Source organism: Streptomyces sp. NPDC001868 (assembly GCF_040297125.1).
Classification (GTDB): domain Bacteria; phylum Actinomycetota; class Actinomycetes; order Streptomycetales; family Streptomycetaceae; genus Streptomyces.
Window position 1 is genome coordinate 22,159 of sequence record NZ_JBEOYO010000065.1, and the last position, 20,993, is coordinate 43,151.

At 70.8% G+C, this 20,993-nt stretch carries 18 protein-coding genes and 2 tRNA genes; 10 read left to right on the top strand and 10 right to left on the bottom strand.

Annotation, left to right across the window (positions count from 1 at the left end):
- Positions 1 to 72: 72 nt before the first annotated feature.
- The gene (locus tag ABT147_RS41105) at positions 73 to 2,298 is read right to left on the bottom strand and encodes an OmpL47-type beta-barrel domain-containing protein (protein WP_351416288.1); all 2,226 of its coding nucleotides are present in this window, start codon (positions 2,296 to 2,298) and stop codon (positions 73 to 75) included.
- On the bottom strand, positions 2,298 to 4,778 hold the full coding sequence (locus tag ABT147_RS41110) for a ThuA domain-containing protein (RefSeq protein WP_351416290.1): 2,481 nt from the start codon (positions 4,776 to 4,778) through the stop codon (positions 2,298 to 2,300). Before ABT147_RS41110 ends, ABT147_RS41105 begins: the two co-directional genes overlap by 1 nt.
- A 201-nt stretch (positions 4,779 to 4,979) precedes the next feature.
- Here ABT147_RS41110 and ABT147_RS41115 point away from each other — a divergent pair, with 201 nt between their 5' ends.
- Positions 4,980 to 5,987, top strand: a complete 1,008-nt coding sequence (locus ABT147_RS41115) for a multicopper oxidase domain-containing protein (RefSeq protein WP_351416292.1) — start codon at positions 4,980 to 4,982, stop codon at positions 5,985 to 5,987.
- 47 nt (positions 5,988 to 6,034) lie between these two features.
- Here the strand turns inward: ABT147_RS41115 and ABT147_RS41120 are convergent, their stop codons facing one another.
- Complete coding sequence (locus ABT147_RS41120) at positions 6,035 to 6,595, bottom strand: hypothetical protein (protein WP_502983252.1); 561 nt, start codon at positions 6,593 to 6,595, stop codon at positions 6,035 to 6,037.
- Positions 6,596 to 6,639: 44 nt separating this feature from the next.
- Entirely contained in the window at positions 6,640 to 7,746 is a 1,107-nt protein-coding gene (locus tag ABT147_RS41125) for a DNA polymerase III subunit beta family protein (RefSeq protein ID WP_351416293.1), read from the bottom strand.
- Positions 7,747 to 7,960: 214 nt separating this feature from the next.
- Between ABT147_RS41125 and ABT147_RS41130 the strand changes: the two genes are divergently transcribed.
- A complete protein-coding gene (locus ABT147_RS41130; protein ID WP_351416296.1) occupies positions 7,961 to 8,980 on the top strand; it encodes a LacI family DNA-binding transcriptional regulator in 1,020 nt (339 codons plus the stop codon).
- A gap of 97 nt (positions 8,981 to 9,077) precedes the next feature.
- On the opposite strand, the gene ABT147_RS41135 is transcribed toward ABT147_RS41130, so the two are convergent.
- Both ABT147_RS41135 and ABT147_RS41140 read right to left on the bottom strand, forming a co-directional pair.
- On the bottom strand, positions 9,078 to 10,280 hold the full coding sequence (locus ABT147_RS41135; RefSeq protein WP_351416339.1) for a glycoside hydrolase family 64 protein: 1,203 nt from the start codon (positions 10,278 to 10,280) through the stop codon (positions 9,078 to 9,080).
- A gap of 219 nt (positions 10,281 to 10,499) precedes the next feature.
- Positions 10,500 to 11,291: a VOC family protein gene (locus ABT147_RS41140; protein ID WP_351416298.1), complete on the bottom strand. Its 792-nt coding sequence runs from the start codon at positions 11,289 to 11,291 to the stop codon at positions 10,500 to 10,502.
- A gap of 273 nt (positions 11,292 to 11,564) precedes the next feature.
- Between ABT147_RS41140 and ABT147_RS41145 the strand changes: the two genes are divergently transcribed.
- From ABT147_RS41145 to ABT147_RS41160, 4 genes are all read left to right on the top strand, one after another.
- The gene (locus ABT147_RS41145; protein ID WP_351416300.1) at positions 11,565 to 11,813 is read left to right on the top strand and encodes a WhiB family transcriptional regulator; all 249 of its coding nucleotides are present in this window, start codon (positions 11,565 to 11,567) and stop codon (positions 11,811 to 11,813) included.
- 81 nt (positions 11,814 to 11,894) lie between these two features.
- Positions 11,895 to 11,966: transfer RNA gene (locus ABT147_RS41150), tRNA-Asp, on the top strand.
- 154 nt (positions 11,967 to 12,120) lie between these two features.
- On the top strand, positions 12,121 to 13,464 hold the full coding sequence (locus ABT147_RS41155) for an SDR family NAD(P)-dependent oxidoreductase (protein WP_351416303.1): 1,344 nt from the start codon (positions 12,121 to 12,123) through the stop codon (positions 13,462 to 13,464).
- A 99-nt stretch (positions 13,465 to 13,563) separates the two neighbouring features.
- Positions 13,564 to 13,645 (top strand) — tRNA-Trp (locus ABT147_RS41160).
- A 27-nt stretch (positions 13,646 to 13,672) separates the two neighbouring features.
- Here the strand turns inward: ABT147_RS41160 and ABT147_RS41165 are convergent.
- From ABT147_RS41165 to ssgD, 4 genes are all read right to left on the bottom strand, one after another.
- The gene (locus ABT147_RS41165) at positions 13,673 to 14,653 is read right to left on the bottom strand and encodes an acyl-ACP desaturase (RefSeq protein WP_351416305.1); all 981 of its coding nucleotides are present in this window, start codon (positions 14,651 to 14,653) and stop codon (positions 13,673 to 13,675) included.
- A gap of 225 nt (positions 14,654 to 14,878) precedes the next feature.
- Positions 14,879 to 15,655, bottom strand: a complete 777-nt coding sequence (gene ddaH, locus ABT147_RS41170) for a dimethylargininase (protein WP_351416308.1) — start codon at positions 15,653 to 15,655, stop codon at positions 14,879 to 14,881.
- Positions 15,656 to 15,825: 170 nt separating this feature from the next.
- Entirely contained in the window at positions 15,826 to 17,454 is a 1,629-nt protein-coding gene (locus tag ABT147_RS41175; protein WP_351416310.1) for an ABC-F family ATP-binding cassette domain-containing protein, read from the bottom strand.
- 360 nt (positions 17,455 to 17,814) lie between these two features.
- Positions 17,815 to 18,231 (bottom strand): spore wall synthesis regulator SsgD, encoded by a 417-nt coding sequence (ssgD, locus tag ABT147_RS41180; protein ID WP_351416313.1) that lies wholly within the window; start codon positions 18,229 to 18,231, stop codon positions 17,815 to 17,817.
- A 295-nt stretch (positions 18,232 to 18,526) separates the two neighbouring features.
- Here ssgD and ABT147_RS41185 point away from each other — a divergent pair, with 295 nt between their 5' ends.
- The 4 genes from ABT147_RS41185 to mmpA all read left to right on the top strand — a co-directional run bounded on the left by ABT147_RS41185 (position 18,527) and on the right by mmpA (position 20,980).
- On the top strand, positions 18,527 to 19,573 hold the full coding sequence (locus ABT147_RS41185) for a WD40/YVTN/BNR-like repeat-containing protein (protein ID WP_351416342.1): 1,047 nt from the start codon (positions 18,527 to 18,529) through the stop codon (positions 19,571 to 19,573).
- 82 nt (positions 19,574 to 19,655) lie between these two features.
- Positions 19,656 to 19,982 (top strand): plasmid stabilization protein, encoded by a 327-nt coding sequence (locus ABT147_RS41190; RefSeq protein ID WP_351416315.1) that lies wholly within the window; start codon positions 19,656 to 19,658, stop codon positions 19,980 to 19,982.
- A 46-nt stretch (positions 19,983 to 20,028) separates the two neighbouring features.
- Complete coding sequence (locus ABT147_RS41195) at positions 20,029 to 20,718, top strand: endonuclease V (RefSeq protein WP_351416318.1); 690 nt, start codon at positions 20,029 to 20,031, stop codon at positions 20,716 to 20,718.
- Positions 20,719 to 20,833: 115 nt separating this feature from the next.
- Positions 20,834 to 20,980, top strand: a complete 147-nt coding sequence (mmpA, locus tag ABT147_RS41200; protein ID WP_351416344.1) for a morphogenic membrane protein MmpA — start codon at positions 20,834 to 20,836, stop codon at positions 20,978 to 20,980.
- Positions 20,981 to 20,993 lie beyond the last annotated feature (13 nt).

The following is a 20,993-nucleotide window of genomic DNA, read 5'->3' on the forward strand; positions in this document are numbered from 1 at the left end:
CCCACGCGGCGGAGCCGCACATGTCACATCCCCGCGCCCCTGAGGACGGGGCGCGGGGAAGTGGGCCGGTGGCTACAACTCCTTGATCCGGATGTCCCGGTAGGAGACGACATCCGTCGTGCCGTGTACCTGGAGGCCGAGGTAGCCGGAGGCGAACCGGCGGCCGTCCGTGCCCGGGTCGTCCGAGCGGGGCGGGGTGAAGTCCTGGCCGCCTGTGTTGTCGAACTCGTTGATCAGGACACCGTTGCGGAAGACCGAGTAGTGCTGGTCGACCACGCGGATCTCGTAGTCGTTCCAGGTGCCCTTCTGGGTGACGCCCGCACCGGCGAGCCCCACCCGGTCGAAGCCGTAGACCGACCCCGTCTTGTACATGTCGCCGTCGGGCCGGTCGAGGACCTGCACCTCATGGCCGTACTTGATGGCCACCCACTCCGGCCGTGACTCCTCGGGGTGGTCGTGGACGCCGGGGAAGCGCACGAACACACCGGAGTTGGCGTTGCCCGTGCCGGGTGCGTCGTCCCGCCACTGCAGACGCAGCGAGAAGTCGCCGTACTTCCGCTCGGGGAACCACAGCATGCCCAGCCCGGCCTTCGTCGTACCGGAGGTGATCGAGCCGTCGCCGTTCAGCCCGAACGAACCGCCGCCCACCTGCTGCCACTTGGCGAACGACTCGGCGGTGCCGTCGAGGATCGTGCGGTAGCCCTCCGTCTGGCCGGGCCTGCCGATGCCGGACTTCTCCGCCGCCTCCCGCACGGCGGTGTACTCGCGCAGGTCGACGACCCCTTCCCTGAACAGCTTGTCGAGGACGGTGTCGACGTGCTTCAGGAACAGCGCGTGGGACGTCCACTCCTTCTCGTCCTCGATCAACTCGTTGACACGGCACCGGTTGTTGGTGACCCGGTTCGGCACACCCGAGTCGACCGTGCCGACGAAGACCGTCAACCGCTCGTCGTACTCGGCGCAGTTGGGTGCGGGAACCCCGCCGCCCGAGACGACGGTGAAGCTCACCGAGCGCGCGGCGGCCGTGTTGCCCGCCTTGTCGCTCGCCCGGTACGCCACCGTGTGCGTGCCCGCGCGGTCCACCACCACCGGTGCGGTGTAGGCGAGATAGGGGCCGCCGTCCAGCGAGTACTCGATCGCGGCGACGCCAGAGCCGCCGTGGTCGGTGGCGGCGACGGTGACCTTCGCGCTCCTGAGGTACGCGCCGGCGGAGTTCCGGTCGCCCTCGACGGTCACGCCCGTCACCGGCGGTGTGGTGTCGACGACGGGCGGGGCGACGACCTTGAAGCCGACGCTCTTCTCCGCCGCGACGTTCCCCGCCTTGTCCGTGGCCCGGTACCGCACCTTGTGCGTACCGACCTCGTGCACCATCACCGGCGCGGTGTACGGCTGCCAGGCCCCCGAGTCACCGAGCGCGTACTCGATGGTGTTGACCCCCGACCCGGTGTCCGACGCGGAGACGGTGACCGTCGCCATGGAGACGTAGTCGCCCTGCGGGTTCTTCTCACCGGCCACCGTCGCCGAGGTCTCCGGCGCGGTCGTGTCGTCCGTCGGCGGTGCCACGACCGTGAACCCGACGCTCTTCTCGGCCGCCGTGTTGCCCGCCTTGTCGACGGCCCGGTAGCGGACCCTGTGCGTGCCGACCTGGTCGATGACCACGGGGGTGGTGTACGGCAGCCAGGCGCCGGTGTCGCCGATCGCGTACTCGACCCGCTCGACACCCGAGCCGCCCGTGTCGGTCGCGGCCACCGCCACCGACGCCGAACCGACGTACGCGCCCTGCGAGTTCTGCGTCCCGGTCACTTTGGCCGAGGTCTCCGGCGCGGTGGTGTCCTCGCCGGTGCCCTCGGTCACCACGAGGATGCCCTGCATCTGACCGTGCCCGGGGATCGTGCAGTAGTAGCGGTACCGGCCCGGCGTGAGCGTGACCTCGGCGGTGTGACGGCCGCCCTGGTCGTCGCCGGGGTTGGCCAGGATGTTGAGCGGGACGTCGTTCTGGTACTCCGGGTCGGAGACGTCGAACGTCAACGTATGGGGCATCCCCATGGTGTTGCCGGTCGCCTTGCTGTTCTCGAAGACGATCGTCGTCGGACCCGCCACCGCGGTCTGCGGGGCGGTGAGGTACTTGGTGATGTCGTCACCGGCGGTCCAGGTGAGCACCTGGGCGGCGGCGGCCCGGTTCGGTGCCTCCTGCGAACGGCCGGACGCGGGCGTCGAGGTGAGCCCGAGAACCATCAGCAGGGCCGCCAACAGGACGGTCCACAGACGTCTTTCGCGCGTCGAGCGTCGTTCCCGCATCACTCCGCCTTCCTCACCAGCTCGTCGGCCGCCGGTGTCGGACCGCCGCCCGTGTAAGTGACGCGCCACAACGCCGACTTGGCGTCCGAGGTGAAGAAACCGCGCCCGTAGTCCAGGACGTACAGCGCGCCGTCCGGCCCGAACTTCCAGTCCATGAGGTTCCTGATGCCGTCGGTCCCGACCGGCACGATCTTCTTCAGCGACTCCGCGTGCACCGGGAGCCCGCCGCTGCCCTGGTTCTTCGGGTCCATGACCACCGCGTGACGCGGCTGGTCTGCGTCGTAGAAGTCGCCGACGAACCACTTTCCGTCCCAATAGGCGGGCCAGCGGCCGGAGTTGCCGTCCGAGTCGGTGTACCGGTAGACGGGCCCGTTCATGGTGGCCTGGCCGCCGCCCTTCAGCCACGGCAGCAGATACTTGGCGTCCTCGTTCTTGTACGAGGGGATGCCGTTCGCGTCCCGGGGGAAGTCCGGGCCGCCGCCCTGCGGTGCGTACCAGATGTTGTTGCCGGTCACCGGGGGCAGATTGACGAGCCCGTCGTTGTTCGGTGACTCGTTCTTCGGGCGGTCGCAGTCGTACCAGCCGAGCGGCTTCGACGGGTCCGGCAGATTGCGGTCCCGATAGGGCTGCTTGTTGCCCATGCAGTACGGCCAGCCCCGGTTGCCCGCCTCGGTGATGGCGGCGAACGTGTCGTACTTCGCCGGGCCCCACGTCGTCGACGGGGCACTCGCGTCCGGGCCGACCCAGCCGGCGTAGAGGACGTCCGTCTGCCGGTCGACGAAGATGCGGGCGGGGTTCCTGACGCCCATCACATAGATCTCGCCGCGCGTCTTGCCGCCGCCCTCGGCGGTCTCCTTGCCGGTGAACAGGTTGCCCGTGGGCAGTGTGTACGTGCCGTCGGGCTCCGGGTGGATGCGCAGGATCTTGCCGTTGAGGTTGTTGGTGTTGCCGGCGGTGCGGCGCGCGTCGGCGAACGAGACGCCCTTGTAGTTCGGTTCGGGGTTGTTGCCGGAGTAACCAGCGCTGAATCCGCTGGAGTTGTTGTCACCGGTCGCGATGTACAGGTTGCCCTTGGAGTCCCAGGTCATCCCGCCGCCCGCGTGGCAGCAACTGTGGATCTGCACCGGCCACTTGAGCAGTGTCTTCTCGCTGCCCAGGTCCAGCTTGTTCGTCGCGAGATCGAGCGTGAAGCGGGAGACCCGGCGCTCGGCCATCCGCGTGTCGCGGTTGATCTTCTCGTGCGGCGTGTAGTGCAGATACACCCAGCCGTTCTGCTGGAAGCCCGGGTCCAACTCGATGCCCAGCAGGCCCTCTTCGACCTTGATCAGCTCGTCGCCGCCGCCCTTGTTGCCGAAGACGTTGAGCGCGCCCGCGAGGGTCACCTTCTTCGTCCTCGGGTCGTAGACGTGGACCTCGCCCTTGCCCTTGCCGATGTCCGGGTTGTTCCAGTCGGTGACCACGGGCTGGGACGAGTCGGCGCCGCCCCGGCCGATGTAGAGGACGCGTCCGTCGGGTGCGGTGACCAGGCCGTGCGGCTCACCGATCTGGTCGTTCTGCCCGGGCTGGTTGGGCTGGGTCAGCCGCTCCGCCTTGTAGTTGGCGTCGATCGTGGCCTTGCAGTCGGCCCGCGCCAGACGGGACGTCCACAGCAGGGCGCCGCGCAGATGCGTACGGAAGTCCGTCTCGTCGTACGCCGACACGGTCCCGCCCATGCCCGTGTAGAAGGAACGGCCGCCGTCGTAGTCACGGCACCAACTCACCGGGTGGTCCCAGCCGTTGGCGCTCGCACCCGGCTGGTACGTCGATTCGCGCACCCGGGCCACCGTGTGCACGGTGCCGGACGGGTTCTTCGTCCAGTTGAGCCACTTGTCGGGCCGCTTCCACTGCACCGGCAGGTCCTTGGTGGCCGGATGCCCGCGGTCACCGACCTCGACGGTCGCGCGCTGCACGGTCGTCGGGCTGGACGCGGCCGGGCGGGCGCCGATCAGGCCCGTGAACCAGTCCGAGTACGGCTCGGCGCGGGCCGCGTCATGGACGCCGACGAAACCGCCGCCCGCCTCCATATAGGTCTCGAGTCCCGCTTCCTGCTCAGGATCCAGGACATCACCGCCACCGGTGAGGAAGACGACGGCGTTGAAGGCGCTCAGCCGGGTCTCGTCGGTGAAGACGGACGCGTCGTCGGTGGCGATGACCCCGAACCGTTCGGCGGCCGGCCCGGAGAGCCCGATCCGCTCGATCGCCTCGATCCCGGCGTTCACCACGGGCGACTCGTCCCCGGCCGCCGCGGAGCCGTGGAAGATCAGCACCTGAGGGCCCGAACCCCCAGGCGGGGACTTGATCGACATCGTTGTCAGCGGCGGCTCCGGCGCCGGACCCGCATGGGCCGCGGGGCCCGCCAGGAGCCCCGCGGTGACGACCGAGGCGGTCAGCGTGGCCGCCCAGGCCCGTCTCTTCGCGTCGCTCAACCCTCGTAAGTACATGGGCACCTCCTCGGTCACAGCAACAGCGCCAAGGAAGCTAGCCGCCTTTGACACGACTCGCCAATACCTATGACCGGAATGGTCCGAACTTTGTCCTGGGTGTGGAAAAACGGTCACGCGGCCGCTACCGTCTCACAGGTTGATCACAGGCCGATCGTAGGTGCGTCTCCGCAAGATCCGTATCAGCGTGGGGAGTTCCGCATGGACGGGATGGACAGACGAGGGTTCAACCGGCGGGTGCTGCTGGGTGGCGCGGCCGCCGCGACATCGTTGTCCGTGGCGATCGAGACCGTCGGTGCCCCCGAGGCCGCGAGTGCCGCCACACAGGCGCGGACGGCCCCGGCCGGCGGCGAGGTCAGACACATCAAGATGTACGCCGAGAAGCTGCCCGACGGGCAGATGGGCTACGGCTTCGAGAAGGGCAAGGCCTCGATACCGGGCCCGCTGATCGAACTCAACGAGGGCGACACCCTGCACATCGAGTTCGAGAACACGATGGACGTGGCGGCGAGCCTGCACGTCCACGGCCTCGACTACGAGATCTCCAGCGACGGCACCAAGCTCAACAAGAGCGACGTCGAGCCCGGCGGCACCCGCACCTACACCTGGCGCACCCACGCCCCCGGCACCCGCAAGGACGGCACCTGGCGGGCGGGCAGCGCCGGTTACTGGCACTACCACGACCATGTCGTCGGCACCGAACACGGCACGGGCGGTCTGCGCAAAGGGCTCTACGGCCCGGTCATCGTCCGCCGCAAGGGCGACATCCTGCCCGACAAGACCGTCACCGTCGTCTTCAACGACCTGCTCATCAACAACAAGCCCGCGCACTCCGGCCCCAACTTCGACGCGACCGTGGGCGACCGCGTCGAGTTCGTCGTCATCACGCACGGCGAGTACTACCACACCTTCCATATGCACGGTCATCGCTGGGCCGACAACCGCACCGGCATGCTCACCGGCCCCGACGACCCCAGCCAGGTCATCGACAACAAGATCGTCGGCCCCGCCGACTCCTTCGGCTTCCAGGTCATCGCGGGCGAGGGCGTCGGAGCGGGCGCCTGGATGTACCACTGTCACGTCCAGAGCCACTCCGACATGGGCATGGTCGGCCTGTTCCTGGTGCGCAGGAAGGACGGGACGATCCCGGGGTACGAGCCGCATGAGCCCCATGACACAGGCGGGTCCGGCGCGTCCCACGATCACTGAAGGGTCAGCGAGGTTCATCGAGGGGCATTGAGGAGTCGCTGCGGGGGTCAGCGCAGGGCGGCCGGCTGCTCGGGCTGTGTCCGCTCGGCCGTGTCCCGTCGGCCGATGGCCTCGGCCACCTGGTCGATCGCGCCACGGATGAGGTCGCCGTACGCGTCCCGGGCCAGGTGCGGGGCGTGCCTCCCGGCCGCGTCGATGTGTGCGGCGGCGGCTTCGAAGGACGCGAGCCGGCGGTAGGTGTCGGCAAGGTTGAGGTGCAGGGACGGGTAGAAGCCGGCGATGCGCAGACCGGCGTCGTGCTCCTGGACGCGCCGCTGGGTCATGGCGTCGGCGGCGTCCAGGGCCCGTACGTCCCAGGCCAACGCCCGGGCGGGGTCGGCGGGGTAGAGATCGGCCAGGTGGTGCGCGAGGGTGCAGCGGTGCAGCGGGTCGCCGGTGACGCCGATCTCGTTCCAGAGGTCCAGGAGTTTCCGGCGGGCGGAGGCGACGTCCCCCGCGCGGCCTTCGGCGACGGCCCGGCCGATGGCTTCCATGGTCGGGTCGGCGGTGATGGGAGCGCCGTTGGGAGAGCCGTCGTGGGTGTCGGTGGGAGTGCTGCTGGCGGTCATGTGCGTGGTCCTTGTCGTCGTCGAGCGGAGGGAAGGGGGTTGGCTCAGGTGGCCGGGGCGGGCTTGACGGGCATGGCCAGCGTGGTGAGGTCGCCGTGGTCGGCCGAGCGGATCGTGACGGGCTGGTCGGGCCCCCGTAGATCGAGCATCACGTCGGGTCCGACGGCGGTGCTCACGGCCGGGTAGAGCGTCGTCAGCTCGAACCGGATGCCGAGTTCTCGTCCCGTCACGGTGGCCGGGAGCCGTGTCTCGGGGCGCTCGTCACCGGCCGTCAGGAGGTGCGTCCCGCCACCGGCCATCAGCAGGTGCGTTCCGGCACCGGCAGTCAGGATGTGCGTCCCGCCACCGGTGAAGCGCAGGGCGACCTGCTCGCCGCAGTGCTCCTCCAGGGCGCGCAGGAGCACGCTCTTCGAGAGCGTCACGCGGGTGGTGACCTCCGGCAGCGCGGCGAGCATCGACCGGAAGTCCGGGAACTCCTCCGTCAGCGACCGGCAGTACCGGTCCTCCCGGTCCGCCATGCGCAGCCGGATCCCGTGCGCGGTCGCCTCGACGCGGACCAGCGCGCTGCGACGGACCTCGGCGACCGCCGCCCGCAGCTCGTCACCGCAGACCGTGCCCGCCCACGCCGTCGCCGGCGGCTCGGACGGCACCAGCGTCCGGGTCGCGAGCCGGTAGCGGTCGGTCGCGGTCAGGGTGACCGCCTCCCGGTCCACCTCGACCCGCACACCACCGAGCACCGGCAGATCAGGCTCCCGCGCGGTCGCGGTCAGGACCTGCTCGACGGCGTCGGCCAGCACGAATCCCTTCAGCGTGGCGACCGGCAGACCCGGCGCCTCACCGAGGGACGACTTGAGGAGAACGGCTGTCCGCCGCGCGGCCTCCGCGTCCCCGAGGACCCGTGCGAGGTGGTCGTCGATCAGTCGGGCCGCCTCCTCGGGCCCGGCGTCGAGGACCGCCGCGACGACGGGAAGCGGCATGGCGATCTCGCGCAGCCGACGCAGCGTGGTGGCCCGGCCCAGCTGGTCGGCGGTGTAGTAGCGGTAGCCCGAGGCCGGGTCGACCTCCGCGGGATGCAGCAGCCCGGAGTCGTCGTAGAACCGCAGCGCGCTGGAGGTCAGACCACTGCGGCGGGCGAAGACACCGATGGGCATCGGTTCGGCATCGGGAATCGGTTCGGAAGGAGGCACCCGGCCATCCTCGGGCTTCGACCAACTCGAAGGTCAACCCCGACGGGCCGAGCGGGGCCGACCGGGGCCGACCGGGACCGATCGCCGGCCGAGGTCGTCCGCGGATGCCTCGGGAGCGCTCTCAACAGCACCTTCGCGGGGCTATCCTGAGCGCAGCCGCCCCGAGGAGAGTCCCCAAGTGTCCGAGACAGCGTCGCGCCCCACGTTGGAGGCCGTGGCCGCGCGGGCCGGGGTGTCCAGGGCGACGGTGTCGCGGGTCGTCAACGGAGGCGAGGGCGTTCGGGAGCCACTGGTCGAGCGGGTCCGCAGGGCCGTCGAGGAGCTCGGGTACGTACCGAACCAGGCGGCCCGCAGTCTCGTCACCCGGCGGCACGACGCCGTGGCCGTGGTGATCGCCGAGCCGGAGACCAGGGTCTTCGCGGACCCCTTCTTCGCCCTCCAACTCCGGGGCATCAGCAAGGAGTTGACCGCGCACGACTCCCAGCTCGTCCTGCTGCTCACCGAAGGCCCGGAGGACCACTCGCGTGTGGGGCGGTATCTCGCGGGCGGGCATGTCGACGGGGCGCTCGTCTTCTCGCTGCACCTGGACGACCCGCTGCCGGGGCTGATCCGGGGCGCCGGTATCCCGACCGTGTTCGGCGGCCGGCCCGGCTGGGCCGACGGCCCGCGCGGCGACACGCCCACCGTCTACGTCGACAGCGACAACCGGGGCGGCGCCCGGGACGCCGTACGCCATCTCGTCGGCCTCGGCCGCACCCGGATCGCCCACATCACCGGCCCCCTCGACCAGACCTCCGCCGTGGACCGGCTCGACGGGTTCCGGGACGTCATGGTGGACGCCGACCCCCGGCTGATCGTGGAGGGCGACTTCACCCCGGCGGGCGGGGAGCGCGCGATGCGGGAACTCCTCGACCGCTGCCCGGAGTTGGACGCCGTCTTCGCCGCCAACGACGTCTCCGCCTCCGGGGCACTGCGCGTGCTGCGGGAGCGGGGGCGCCGGGTTCCCGAGGACGTCGCCGTGGTGGGCTTCGACGACATGCTGCCGGTGGCCGAACAGTCCGATCCACCGCTGACAACGGTCCGTCAGGACATAGAGGAAATGGGCCGGTTGATGGCCCGCCTACTCCTCCGAGGCCTGGCCGACGCCCCGTCAAGCGTCATCCTCCCGACCACCCTGGTCCGCCGCGCCTCCGCGTAGCCCCCGGCCCACACCCGCGCCCCAAAAGGGGCGCGGGGAACTGCGCGACCAGCCACGACGCGGCCGCAGACGAATCCCGACAAAACCAGCGGAGCGCCTACGCGCCGACGGTCACCGTGAACCGCCGCGGATTGCCGTCATGCGCCGCGCCCGACACGTCCGGCTGTCCGTCCGGACGCACGTCGTCGTACGGAAAGGCGTACCCGATGGGCGAGTTGGCGTGCACCACGCGTGACCAGTGGTTCGTCACGGTCCCCCGGTAGTAGTCGGCCGCCGTCGCCCCGTTCGGCTGGGTGGGGTGGGTGAGCATGATCGAGCGGTTGAAGCCGGCGGCGAGCCGGGCGAGCAGGGCCTTCTTTGCGTCGGGGTCGCCGGGGTTGTTCGCGAACGGGCCGTGGTTGCAGGTGAAGATGTCCTTCGAGGTCGGCTTGGCGAAGGAGTGGCCGCCGGCGAAGGTGAGCGTGTCACCGGAGACCCGGCCGGCGAGGACGCCCCGGCCGCCCTGGAGGTCGATCCTCAGATCGGTCGAACGGTACTTCTCCCACACCTGGTTGACGTAGGAGTCCCAGTAGGCGCGGAACGGCATCTGGTCGGGCCGGTCGAAGTACGGTGCCATCAGGTTCTGCGGTGAGATGACCCGCAGCACCTTGCCGTCGCCGCCCCGGATGACGAGCCGGTCCCATGGCTGGCCGTCCCGCGCCGACTGTGCCACCAGGTCTGCGGCGATCCGGTCCACCGCCCCGTTCGGCAGCGGGGCGACCGTGTGCGTGGCGTCGCCCTCCAGGGTCAGCCCGATCGGCAGGGCCGTCACCAGGTCGACGTAACTGATGTTGGCGAACAACTGGGTGGGGTTGAACGTGAACTCGCAGAACGACCATGTCTTGCCGTAGTTGGCGTCGGCGGGCGTCGCGAAGGCGGGCTCGACCAGCGCCGGGCCCGGGTTGAGGAAGAACTGCAGTGTCGTGTCCCGCACGAAGTAGACGCGGGCACCGAACATCTGAGGAAGTGTCACCACCTTCGGTGCCGAACCGGCCGCGCCGAGCGGGATCGCGCAGTCGACCGGCAGCGGTGTCTGCGGCGCCGAGGGCGACGTCGGCCGGTACACGCTTCCGTCGGCCCGCAGCAGCAGCCAGGCACCGGTCGACTGCTCGTGCCCGGTGACGTACGCCCGGACGGTGCCCGGCAACGAGGCGTTCCGCAGGGCGAGTTGGCAGGTCGCGGGCGCGGCCTGGGCGGGTGTGCCGAGCGCGCCTCCGACGGCGGTGGCGCCCACGGCGGCGGCGGTTCCGGACAGGAACATACGGCGGGAGATCACGATGGCCTCCTGGGATGTGGGGGAGTGGAGGCACAGCGGACGGGGCCCCTGCTGTGGTGCACCCACTGTTCCCAGGGGGAGTTGAGGCGTCAAGACTTATGACTGAGAGCGCTCTCAGGAATGTGCCGCGTTCATGAGATGACGACAGACCGAACGGCGTCCGGGCGCCCCACGGGGGCGCCCCCGCCGTCGGCCGACTCGGGCTCAGCCTTCCGGCTGCTCGCTCCTGATCACCGCGAACCGTGCCCCGTACGGGTCGGCGAGCTTGGCGAACCGCCCCGCGCCCGCGAGGTCGGTGGCGGGCAGCCGGACGCTGCCGCCCAGCTCCCGCGCCCTGTTCACCACGGCGTCCGGGTCCGGGACCTCGAAGTACGGCAGCCAGTACGGCCCGGAGCCGGCCTCGCTGGGGTCCTCGTCGAGCGGGACGATGCCCCCGAACATGGACCTCGCTTCGGTGCCCGCCGGGTTCACACAGGTGTAGCTGCCGCCGGCGATGTCGATCGCGGAGGTCTCCCAGCCGAACACGGAGTTGTAGAACCCGGCCGCCGCGGGCAGGTCCGGGGTGTACAGCTCCAGCCAGCACAGCGCGCCGGGGTCCGTGACGACGTCGAGGCCGAGCGTGCGGTTCGGCTGCCAGACACCGAACGGCACGCGCGCCCGGTCGGCGAGGATCGCCATCCGGCCCTCGTCCGCCACGTCCATCGGCTGCATCAGCACGGAGCCGTGCGCCTGCTCGACCGCCTTCGCCGTGGCATCGGCGTCCGGCGTCTGGAAGTAGACGTTCCAGGACGGCGGGCCCTGCTCCGGGGGGTTCTGCATTCCGGCCGCGGCGGTACGGCCGTCGAGCTGGAAGAAGCCGTAGCCGCCCATGTCGGGTCCGGCAGACCGGAACTCCCAGCCGAAGAGGTGGTGGTAGAAGGAGGCGGCGCCTTCGATGTCGGGAGTGCCGAGGTCGATCCAGTTCGGTGCGCCGGTGACATAACGGGTGGTGAGCATTGCTGCGCTCCTCCGAAGGGGTCCGAGAGGCCCGTTGCCTGTACTGCCGAGTCTGGCACCGCCCACGGACAATCGCCCGCGCATCGGCACGGGTCCGCGCCTCTGCGGGGCGCACGCCGCCGACGGGGGCGCGCCCCGCCCGCTTTCTCCCCTCGTCCCTCCCGCGCGCCGCCGTGTGTCACCCGGGTGGGCGACGGGACCATGGCAGGGCCTGGGGGGCGTGTTGATGTCGCGTTGATCGAACGTTTTTCGGCGCCCGGCACGATGCTGCGCATGCACAACGACACGATCACCCCAATCGACAGCGCCTGGCAGGACCGGGCCCTGTGTGCGCAGACGGGGGCCGATTTCTTCTTTCCCGAGCCCGGCAGCTCGGTGCGTGAGGCGAAGCGCATCTGCGGAATGTGCGAGATGCGTACGGCATGTCTCGACTACGCCCTCTCCAACGACGAGCGGTTCGGCGTCTGGGGCGGGCTGTCCGAGAAGGAGAGACTGCGGCTCCGGCGCACCGACAACGGCTGACCCGCCCGGCCCCGCACGCCGGTTGGGTCATAAACCGGTGGGCCCCGTCCGGGGTGGCCGCATAGGATCCGGGGACGCGGTCCGGACGTAGCGCAGAGGCAGGCGCACCGCCTTGTCAGGGCGGAAACGCCGGTTCGAATCCGGTCGTCCGGACCGCGCGACGGTTTCCGCACGGCGCACGGCGCACGGAGCACGGCGCACGGAGCACGGCGCACGGAGCACCGCGCTCGGCGTTCCGCGGATCCGAAGGCCGTGACGTTCGGCCGGGACCGGGGACACGGCACGGGACACGCGGGGCGGGGCACGTATGGGCGACGGCGGCGGGATCAGCGAGGAAGAGCTGGCGGCCTTCCACCGTACGGTCGGCAGGCTGCGGGCGCTGCCCGTGGACGACCCCGTGCGGCTACGGGCCGAGCAGGTCGCCGCGTCCTTCGCGCGCGACGGCCGGCTGCGCCGCCGCAAGGCCCTCGGCGCCGAGAAATCGGCCGCCGACGCCGCGGTGATGGCCACGACCGCCACCGGAGCCCTGGAGCGACGTGAGGACGCGCCGCTGTCGGCCTCCGGGACGGACGGCGGCGGGGGAGTCTTCCTGAAGCCGCGCACCTGCTACGTCTGCAAGACGCCCTATCGACAGGTCGACTCCTTCTACCACCGGCTGTGCCCGGAGTGCGCCGCCGACAACACCGCGCGCCGCGCCCTGAGTACCGACCTGAGCGGCCGCCGTGCGCTGCTCACCGGCGGCCGGGTGAAGATCGGCTTCCAGCTGGCGCTGATGATGCTGCGCGACGGCGCCGACCTGCTCGTCACCAGCCGCTTCCCGCACGACACCGTACGCCGCTTCCGTGCCGAGCCCGGAGCTGAGAAGTGGCTCGACCGGCTGACCGTCGTCGCCGTCGACCTGCGGGACCCGCGCCAAGTGCTGGGCCTGTGCGAGCAGTTGAGGCAGGAGGGCGAGCCGCTCGACATCCTGGTGAACAACGCGGCCCAGACGGTACGCCGGCCACCGGAGTCGTACGCGCTGCTGGCCGCCGGGGAGTACGACGCGCTGCCCGAAGGGGCGCGGCAGGCACCGGGGTTCACGCCGATGCGGATGCTGGAGGACGGGGCCGCCGCCCTGCCCGTCGCGCTGCGCGAGGCGGACGAGGCCGGGCTGCTGCCGGACCCCTCCCCGGAGAACTCCTGGTCGGCGCGGCTCGGCGAGCTCGACCCGGCGGAGGTCCTGGAGACCCAGCTGGTCAACTCCCTCGCCCCGGCGCTCCTCTGCGACCGGTTGCTGCCGCTGCTGCTCGCCGCGCCCCGGCCCCGCCGTTACGTGGTCAACGTGACCGCCGTCGAGGGCCGTTTCGCCGTCCGCAACAAGACGGCCGGGCATCCGCACACCAACATGGCCAAGGCCGCCCTCAACATGCTCACCCGCACCAGCGCCGCCGAACTCGCCGAGCAGGGCGTCCACATGTGCGCCGTCGACACCGGCTGGATCACCGACGAGAACCCCGCCCCGAAGAAACACCGCATGGCCGGCGCCGGTTTCCGCACCCCGCTCGACATCATCGACGGCGCGGCCCGCGTCTACGACCCGATCGTGCGAGGCGAGGCGGGCGCCCCGCTGTCAGGAGTGTTCCTGAAGGACTACCGGGAGGCGGAGTGGTGAGGGGAATGATCGGCCCGAAGGGCCATCATTCAGGGGCGCGGGGAACTGCGCGACCAGCCCCCACGCACCCGCAGACAAACGACTAGGCTTCATTCCCAAGGCGGGGCCGTAGCGCAGCGGCAGTCGCACCGGTCTCCAAAACTGGAACACGCTGGTTCGAATCCAGCCGACCCCGCCCCCAACGCCTCACGCGCCGCCCGCGGAGCGCTTACGCGCCGGCCGCCCGCGCAGCCATCCGCGCCTTGCGCGCCGCCAGCTTCTCGTCGAACTTGCGGGCCTCCGCGTCGAGTCCGCCCATGTAGAGGCCGAGCTCCTCCTGCGCCTTCATGCCCTCGGGGCCGAGGCCGTCGATCTCCATGATCTTCAGGAAGCGGATGACGGGCGCGAGGACGTCGTCGTGGTGGATGCGCATGTTGTAGACCTCGCCGATCGCCATCTGCGCGGCGGCACGCTCGAAGCCGGGCATGCCGTGGCCGGGCATCCGGAAGCCGACGACGACATCGCGGACGGCCTGCATGGTGAGATCGGGGGCGAACTCGAACGCCGCCTTCAGCAGGTTCCGGTAGAAGATCATGTGGAGGTTCTCGTCGGTCGCGATGCGCGCCAACATGCGGTCACACACGGGGTCACCGGAGTGGTGGCCGGTGTTGCGGTGCGAGACGCGGGTGGCGAGCTCCTGGAAGGCGACGTACGCGACCGTGTGGAGCATCGAGTGGCGGTTGTCCGACTCGAAGCCCTCGCCCATGTGGGCCATCCGGAACTGTTCGAGCTTGTCCGGGTCCACCGCGCGCGAGGCGAGCAGGTAGTCGCGCATCACGATGCCGTGCCGGCCCTCCTCCGCGGTCCAGCGGTGCACCCAGGTGCCCCAGGCGCCGTCACGGCCGAAGAGGGTGGCGATCTCGTGGTGGTAGCTCGGCAGGTTGTCCTCGGTCAGCAGGTTCACCACGAGGGCGATCCGGCCGACCTCGGTGACCTTGGACTGCCCCTTCTCCCAGGCCTCGCCGTCCTCGAAGAACCCGGGGAAGTTGCGGCCGTCGCTCCACGGCACGTACTCGTGCGGCATCCAGTCCTTGGTGACCTTGAGATGCCGGTTGAGTTCGTTCTCGACGACTTCCTCCAGCGCGTACAGCAGCCGCGCGTCGGTCCATTCGTTGGACGGGCTGCCGAGGTGAGGAGAAGTGATCGACACAGACGCTCCAGGGGGACGAACAGGGGGCTTGAGTTGTCGTGGGCGGTCACTGACCGGTGACCTGAACCTACGGCATCGTAGGCTACGTACCCGTAGGTTACGATGCCGTAGGTTAAGCACGCTGTAAAGACCGCTGATCAGCAGGGCCCGCAAGCCGTCGGTGGGCATGCCGACGGCCCCGTGGACACGCAGGTCCCGGGGCCGAAAGGGTGAGGGATCACCGGGTCAGACGTACAGATCCCGGAGCCGGACCGAGAGGCATGTCACACAGCCCTCCAGCTTCTCGAACTCGCTGATGTCGACCACGACGGGCTCGTACCCGAGATCGGCGTACAGCTCCGCCGTCTTCGGCGCGCTCGCCGCCATCAGCAGCTTGTCCCCGCCGAGCAGCACCACATGCGCCCCGGCCTCCTCGGGCACCGGCAGGAAGCGCCCGAACAGCGACGGGGTGTCCATCTTCGGGATGTGCCCGACGACCGTGCCGTCCGGCAGCGCGGTGACCGCCGACTTCAGATGCAGCACCTTGCTCACCGGCGCGGACACCACCCGCGCCCCGAGCGGCTCGAACGCGGCCCGCAGCTGCTGCACCCCGGCCGCGTTGGTACGCCCGCCCCGGCCCACGAACACGGTGTCGCCGACCTTGAGAACGTCGCCGCCCTCCAGCGTGCCCGGCGCCCAGACCCAGTTCACCGAGCAGCCGAGCGCGGCCACGGCCTCCTCGATCCCGTCGGTCTCGCCCCGCCGGGACTCGGCGCCGGGGCGCGCGATCAGGGCCACGTTCTTGTACATGACCACGGTGTCCTCGACGAACACCGAGTCCGGGCAGTCGTCGGCCGGGTCCACCTCGATCGTCTCCCAGCCGTGGGCGCGCAGGGCCTCCCCGTACGCCTCCCACTGCTCGACCGCGAGCTCGACGTCCACCTTCGTGCGTTCGACGTGCGTGACGAGACCTTCTGCCAGACGGGGGCTGGGACGGCGGACGAGGGCCTTCTTGCTGGGCACTGTGAAACTCCGAATCGAACGACGGTTTCCCGGCGCCCGTGAAGCGACGCCGGTCCGCCATCATGCAGCCCCGGTCCACGAGGACAAAACCCCCGGCGGCAGGCTGTGGCCCTCCTGAGATACTCGGCGGTAGCCAGGGCCGGGGCGGGCGCGCCCGCCGAGCGGTCGGATCAGTCGGACATCTCGACCTCCTCCGGCGTGGTCGCCCGCAGCTCTCCGTCCTCCATCAGCAGCCACCGGGCGATCCCGATCGACTCCAGGAACGGCAGGTCGTGGCTGGCCACGATCAGCGCGCCCTCGTAGGACTCCAGGGCGGTCGTCAGCTGCCGCACGCTCGCCATGTCGAGGTTGTTCGTCGGCTCGTCCAGCATCAGCAGCTGCGGGGCGGGCTCGGCGAGCATCAGGGCGGCGAGGGCGGCCCGGAAGCGTTCCCCGCCGGACAGTGTCGCCGCCGGCTGGTCGGCGCGGGCGCCCCGGAACAGGAAGCGGGCGAGCCGGGCCCGTACCCGGTTGTTGGTGGCGTCCGGCGCGAACCGGGCCACGTTCTCGACGACGGTCAGCCCGTCGTCGAGGACGTCGAGCCGCTGCGGCAGGAACCGCATCGGCACATGCGTCTTCGTCTCGCCGCCCACCGGTTCCAGCTCGCCCGCGATCGTCCGCAGCAGCGTGGTCTTGCCCGAGCCGTTGCGGCCGATCAGCGCGATCCGCTCCGGGCCCCGCAGATCGAGGCCGCGCACCCGGGCGCCGTACTTCAGCTCCAGGTCCAGGAGCGTGAGGACGGTGCGGCCCGGCGGTACGGCCGTGTACGGCAGCCCGACGCGGATCTCGTCCTCGTCCCGTACGGCCTCCACCGCCTCGTCGAGCCGCTCCCTGGCCCCGGCGAGCCGCTCCTCGTGCAGGAGGCGGTGCTTGCCCGCGGACTCCTGGGCCGCGCGCTTGCGCAGACCCGCGACGATCTTCGGCACCCGCTTCTGGTCCTGCATCTTCTGCCCGAACTTCTTGCGCCGGGCCAACTTGACCTGGGCGTCGACGAGTTCACGCTTCTGCTTCTTCAGATCGGACTCGGCGACCCGCACCATCCGCTCGGCGGCCTCCTGTTCGGTGGCGAGCGCCTCCTCGTACGCGGAGAAGTTGCCGCCGTACCAGGTGACCTCACCGGAGTGCAGATCCGCGATCTGGTCGACCAGGTCCAGGAGTTCACGGTCGTGGCTGACCACGATCATGACCCCCGACCACGACTCGACGGCGTCGTACAGCCGGCGCCGCGCGTACAGGTCGAGGTTGTTCGTCGGCTCGTCCAGCAGCAGGACGTCGGGCCGGCGCAACAACAGCGCGGCCAGGCGCAGCAGTACGGACTCGCCGCCCGAGATCTCGCCGATGGTGCGGTCCAGGTCGACGTGGCCCAGGCCGAGTTGACCGAGGGTCGCCCGTGCGCGTTCCTCCACGTCCCAGTCGTCGCCGACCGCGGCGAAGTGGTGTTCGGCCACGTCGCCCGCCTCGATGGCGTGCAGCGCGGCGCGGGCGGCGGCGATACCGAGAGCCTCGTCGACCTTCAGGCCGGTGTCGAGCGTGACGTTCTGCGGGAGATAGCCGACCTCGCCGGCCACCCGGACGGTGCCGTCGGCCGGGGTGAGTTCACCGGCGATCAGCTTCAACAGGGTTGATTTCCCTGACCCGTTGACGCCGACGAGCCCGGTCCGGCCGGGGCCGAACGCGATTTGCAGATCGTCGAAGACGGGGGTGCCGTCGGGCCAGGCGAACGACAGGGACGTGCAGGTGAGGGAGAGGGGAGTAGACATGAGGAACCTCGCGGGTGAGGGAAGCGGCCAGGGGCGACGCGTTCGAAACACCGCGAGGGGCGACACGACGAGGACGGGCGAGGACAAGAGAAAAGCCCGCTGCCGGAGGACGGCTCGTACGCCGAGGTCGCACGCTACGCACACAGGAACGCCGGGAAACGGCAGGGTGTGTGACGCGGTGTCTCAGGACCTCAGACGAGCAACGTCCTTCTCCAATCGACGGCAACAGGACCGTGAACCAACGTACGGAGAGGGGCGGAAGGGTGTCAACGCATTAAACGCGGCACCGGGACGAGCGGGCACTGGCGCCCTGACCGGCCGCCCCCGGCGCGGCGGGGCGGCGTCGAAGGGGGCACGCCCTCAGCAGGCGTCCCGCATCAGCTGCGCGAGGTCGTGGTCCAGGTCGACCTGGTGGTGCTCCAGGCCGAGCGGCACCAGGTCCATCGAGCGCTCCAGGAAGCGCCGTATCTCACCGGCGTGGACATGCACCACGGCCGTGCCCTCGGGGGCGTGGAACTCCAGGACCAGCCGCTCGTAGCCGTAGGGGCGGACGCGGACGTCCCCGTAGCCGACCGACTCCTCCATACCGGTCACGAGGAGTTCACGGGCGAAGGTCCAGCAGACGTCGACCCCCTCCAGCGTGGCCGGGGCGGGGAAGGTCATACGGACGGCGAAGGGATCGCGACGGTCGTAGTGGAGCGTGGCGGGAATGCTCGGCATCCGCGGCGCGGCGGCGACGAGACGGGCCTCTACGGGCTGCTCGATGACGATGGACAACGCCTTGCTCCCTTGTGACGGGTGGACGGATTCCGGATGGCTGGGGCCTGGCATGTGCAAAGACGCCGGATCGGGCCGATCCGTGCACAGGAGAGTCGAGTGACCTCTGTCACCGAGCCCAATCACTGAGGTGATCCATTTCTCATCCCGTGTTCCGGGATATGGGAGAGGACACCGGACGCCGCCCGGTGGTTCCCGGCCGAGGCCGTCTGGACGGCGCCGGACCGGTGCACTAACTTCGCCCGCCATGAGGGGCTTGGGACAGTCGAGACGGATGAGTCGGACGAGTCGGACGATGACGACGGGCCTGGCCGCGGCGGCACTCGCCGCCGCCCTGGCGGTGCCCGCGCAGGCGCGGGGGGAGGGCCGTCCACCGCACTGGGAACTGAAGGAAACCGGCACTGACGTGCGCTTTCGCGGTCTCGCCGCGGTCAGCAGGAACAGCGCGTGGCTGGCGGGTTCCGCGGGGACCGTGCTGCGGACCACCGACGGGGGCAGGAACTGGCGCAACGTCTCACCGCCCGGCGCACAGGAGCTGCAGTTCCGGGACATCGAGGCATTCGACGCACGCAGGGCGGTCGTCCTGGCCATCGGCGAGGGCGAGGCCTCCCGCGTGTACCGCACGGACGACGGCGGTACGACATGGACCGAGTCGTTCCGCAACACCGATCCGCGCGCCTTCTACGACTGCCTCACCTTCTTCGACCCCCGCCACGGACTCGCCATGAGCGACCCGGTGGACGGGAAGTTCCGCATCCTGTCCACCAAGGACGGCGGCCGCTCCTGGAAGGTCCTGCCGAACGAGGGCATGCCCCCGGCCCTGGAGGGCGAGGCCGGGTTCGCGGCGAGCGGGCAGTGCCTGGTGAACTCCGGCCCGCGCGATGTGTGGCTGGCGACCGGAGGCGCCGCACGCGCGCGGGTGCTGCACTCCGCCGACCGGGGGCTGACCTGGACGGCCGCCGACACGACCGTCCCGGCCGGCGACCCGGCCCGAGGCGTCTTCGCGCTCGCCTTCCGCGACCGGGCGCACGGCATCGCCGTCGGCGGCGACTACCGCGCCGACCAGCCGTCCCCGCGGGCGGCGACCACCACCGGCGACACCGGCCGCACCTGGAAGCCCGCCGCACAGCCGCCGCCCGCCTACCGCTCCGGCGTCGCCTGGCTCCCGTACAGCAGGACGACCGCCCTCGCCGTCGGCCCCACCGGCACCGACCTCACCACCGACGGCGGCCGCACCTGGCGCACGGTCGACACCGGCTCGTACGACACCGTCGACTGCACCCCGGACCGGGGCTGCTGGGCGGCGGGGGAGCAGGGGCGGGTGGCCAGGCTGGAGAACTGACCGGCGCGGGTTGGGCCGGCCGAACGGGGTACCCGTGGCGTGTTCCAGTCATGAGCGGCATGCATGAAGGGAGTGATCGGCCGTGCCACGCGGTTCGAGCCCCAAGAGGGAACGCCAGTACGAGCACATCAAGGAGAGCGCCGAGGACCGGGGCGAGAGCGAGTCGCGCGCCAAGGAGATCGCCGCCCGGACCGTCAACAAGGAACGCGCCCGGTCCGGCGAGTCGAAGACCGCGAGCCGCACCTCCACCGAGGACATGTCGTCGAGCAGGCGCGGCGGGCAGCGCTCCCACAAGGGTGCCCAGGGGCCCACGTACGACCAGCTCTACGAAGAGGCCAAGAAGCGGGGCGTCCACGGTCGTTCGGACATGAACAAGAGCCAGCTCAAGCGCGCCCTCGGCGACAAGTAGCCCGGGGCCGCGCCCCCGCGCCGGGATGCGTACGCTCGTCAGCACCATGACGACCGTACGCATCCCCGCGGGCTGGCCCGCCACCGAAGAGCAGGCCCTCGCCGTGCAGGACGAGTTGCGGGGCCGGGTGATCCTCGACGAGACCGGGCCGCCGCCCGGGAGCGGGCATGTCACCGGCGTCGACGTGGCGTACGACGACGAGCGGGACGTCGTCGTGGCGGCGGCCGTCGTGCTCGACGCGGCGACGCTCGACGTGGTCGCCGAGGCCACGGCGATCGGGCAGGTCTCCTTCCCGTACGTTCCGGGACTGCTCGCGTTCCGTGAGATCCCGACCGTGCTGGCCGCCCTCGACGCGCTGCCGTGCGACCCCGGCCTCGTCGTCTGCGACGGCTACGGCCTGGCGCATCCGCGCCGCTTCGGCCTCGCCGCGCACCTCGGCGTCCTCACCGGCCTGCCCACGGTCGGCGTCGCCAAGAACCCCTTCACCTTCACCTACGACGACCCCGGCACCCCGCGCGGCAGCGCCTCCCCGCTCCTCGCGGACACCGAGGAGGTGGGCCGTGCCCTGCGCACCCGCGACGGCGTCAAGCCGGTCTTCGTCTCCGTGGGCCACCGGGTGAGCCTCGACAACGCCTGCGCCCACACCCTCGCCCTCACCCCGGCCTACCGCCTCCCGGAGACCACCCGCCGCGCCGACTCGCTGTGCCGACGGGCCCTGAAGGGCACGGCCGGCTGAATCCCCGGGGCCTGCGGGGGCACACCTGACGCGTACGCGCGCACCGGGTACCTGAGTACGAACTGAGTACGAGTACGGATGCCGGCGCGCCGTCATGATCGGCAGGCTGTGCCGTATGACGACGCACCGAGCCCCGAAGCCCGCAGCCGGCCCCACCCAGTCCGTCGAGCGTGCCGTGACGACCGGACTGGTCCTCGCGGTGATCGCCGGACTGGCCTGGATCGCCGGGATGGTCTACACGCTGACGGGGTGGGCCCAGTAGGGACGCGCGGGCG

Bases quoted from the DNA above. Each gene is read 5' to 3' on its own strand.
- ABT147_RS41105 (WP_351416288.1), bottom strand. From the start codon at position 2,298: ATGCGGGAACGACGCTCGACGCGCGAAAGACGTCTGTGGACCGTCCTG.
- ABT147_RS41110 (WP_351416290.1), bottom strand. From the start codon at position 4,778: ATGTACTTACGAGGGTTGAGCGACGCGAAGAGACGGGCCTGGGCGGCC.
- ABT147_RS41115 (WP_351416292.1), top strand. From the start codon at position 4,980: ATGGACGGGATGGACAGACGAGGGTTCAACCGGCGGGTGCTGCTGGGT.
- ABT147_RS41120 (WP_502983252.1), bottom strand. From the start codon at position 6,595: ATGACCGCCAGCAGCACTCCCACCGACACCCACGACGGCTCTCCCAAC.
- ABT147_RS41125 (WP_351416293.1), bottom strand. From the start codon at position 7,746: ATGCCCATCGGTGTCTTCGCCCGCCGCAGTGGTCTGACCTCCAGCGCG.
- ABT147_RS41135 (WP_351416339.1), bottom strand. From the start codon at position 10,280: ATGTTCCTGTCCGGAACCGCCGCCGCCGTGGGCGCCACCGCCGTCGGA.
- ABT147_RS41140 (WP_351416298.1), bottom strand. From the start codon at position 11,291: ATGCTCACCACCCGTTATGTCACCGGCGCACCGAACTGGATCGACCTC.
- ABT147_RS41145 (WP_351416300.1), top strand. From the start codon at position 11,565: ATGCACAACGACACGATCACCCCAATCGACAGCGCCTGGCAGGACCGG.
- ABT147_RS41155 (WP_351416303.1), top strand. From the start codon at position 12,121: ATGGGCGACGGCGGCGGGATCAGCGAGGAAGAGCTGGCGGCCTTCCAC.
- ABT147_RS41175 (WP_351416310.1), bottom strand. From the start codon at position 17,454: ATGTCTACTCCCCTCTCCCTCACCTGCACGTCCCTGTCGTTCGCCTGG.
- ABT147_RS41185 (WP_351416342.1), top strand. From the start codon at position 18,527: ATGACGACGGGCCTGGCCGCGGCGGCACTCGCCGCCGCCCTGGCGGTG.
- ABT147_RS41195 (WP_351416318.1), top strand. From the start codon at position 20,029: ATGACGACCGTACGCATCCCCGCGGGCTGGCCCGCCACCGAAGAGCAG.
- mmpA (WP_351416344.1), top strand. From the start codon at position 20,834: ATGACGACGCACCGAGCCCCGAAGCCCGCAGCCGGCCCCACCCAGTCC.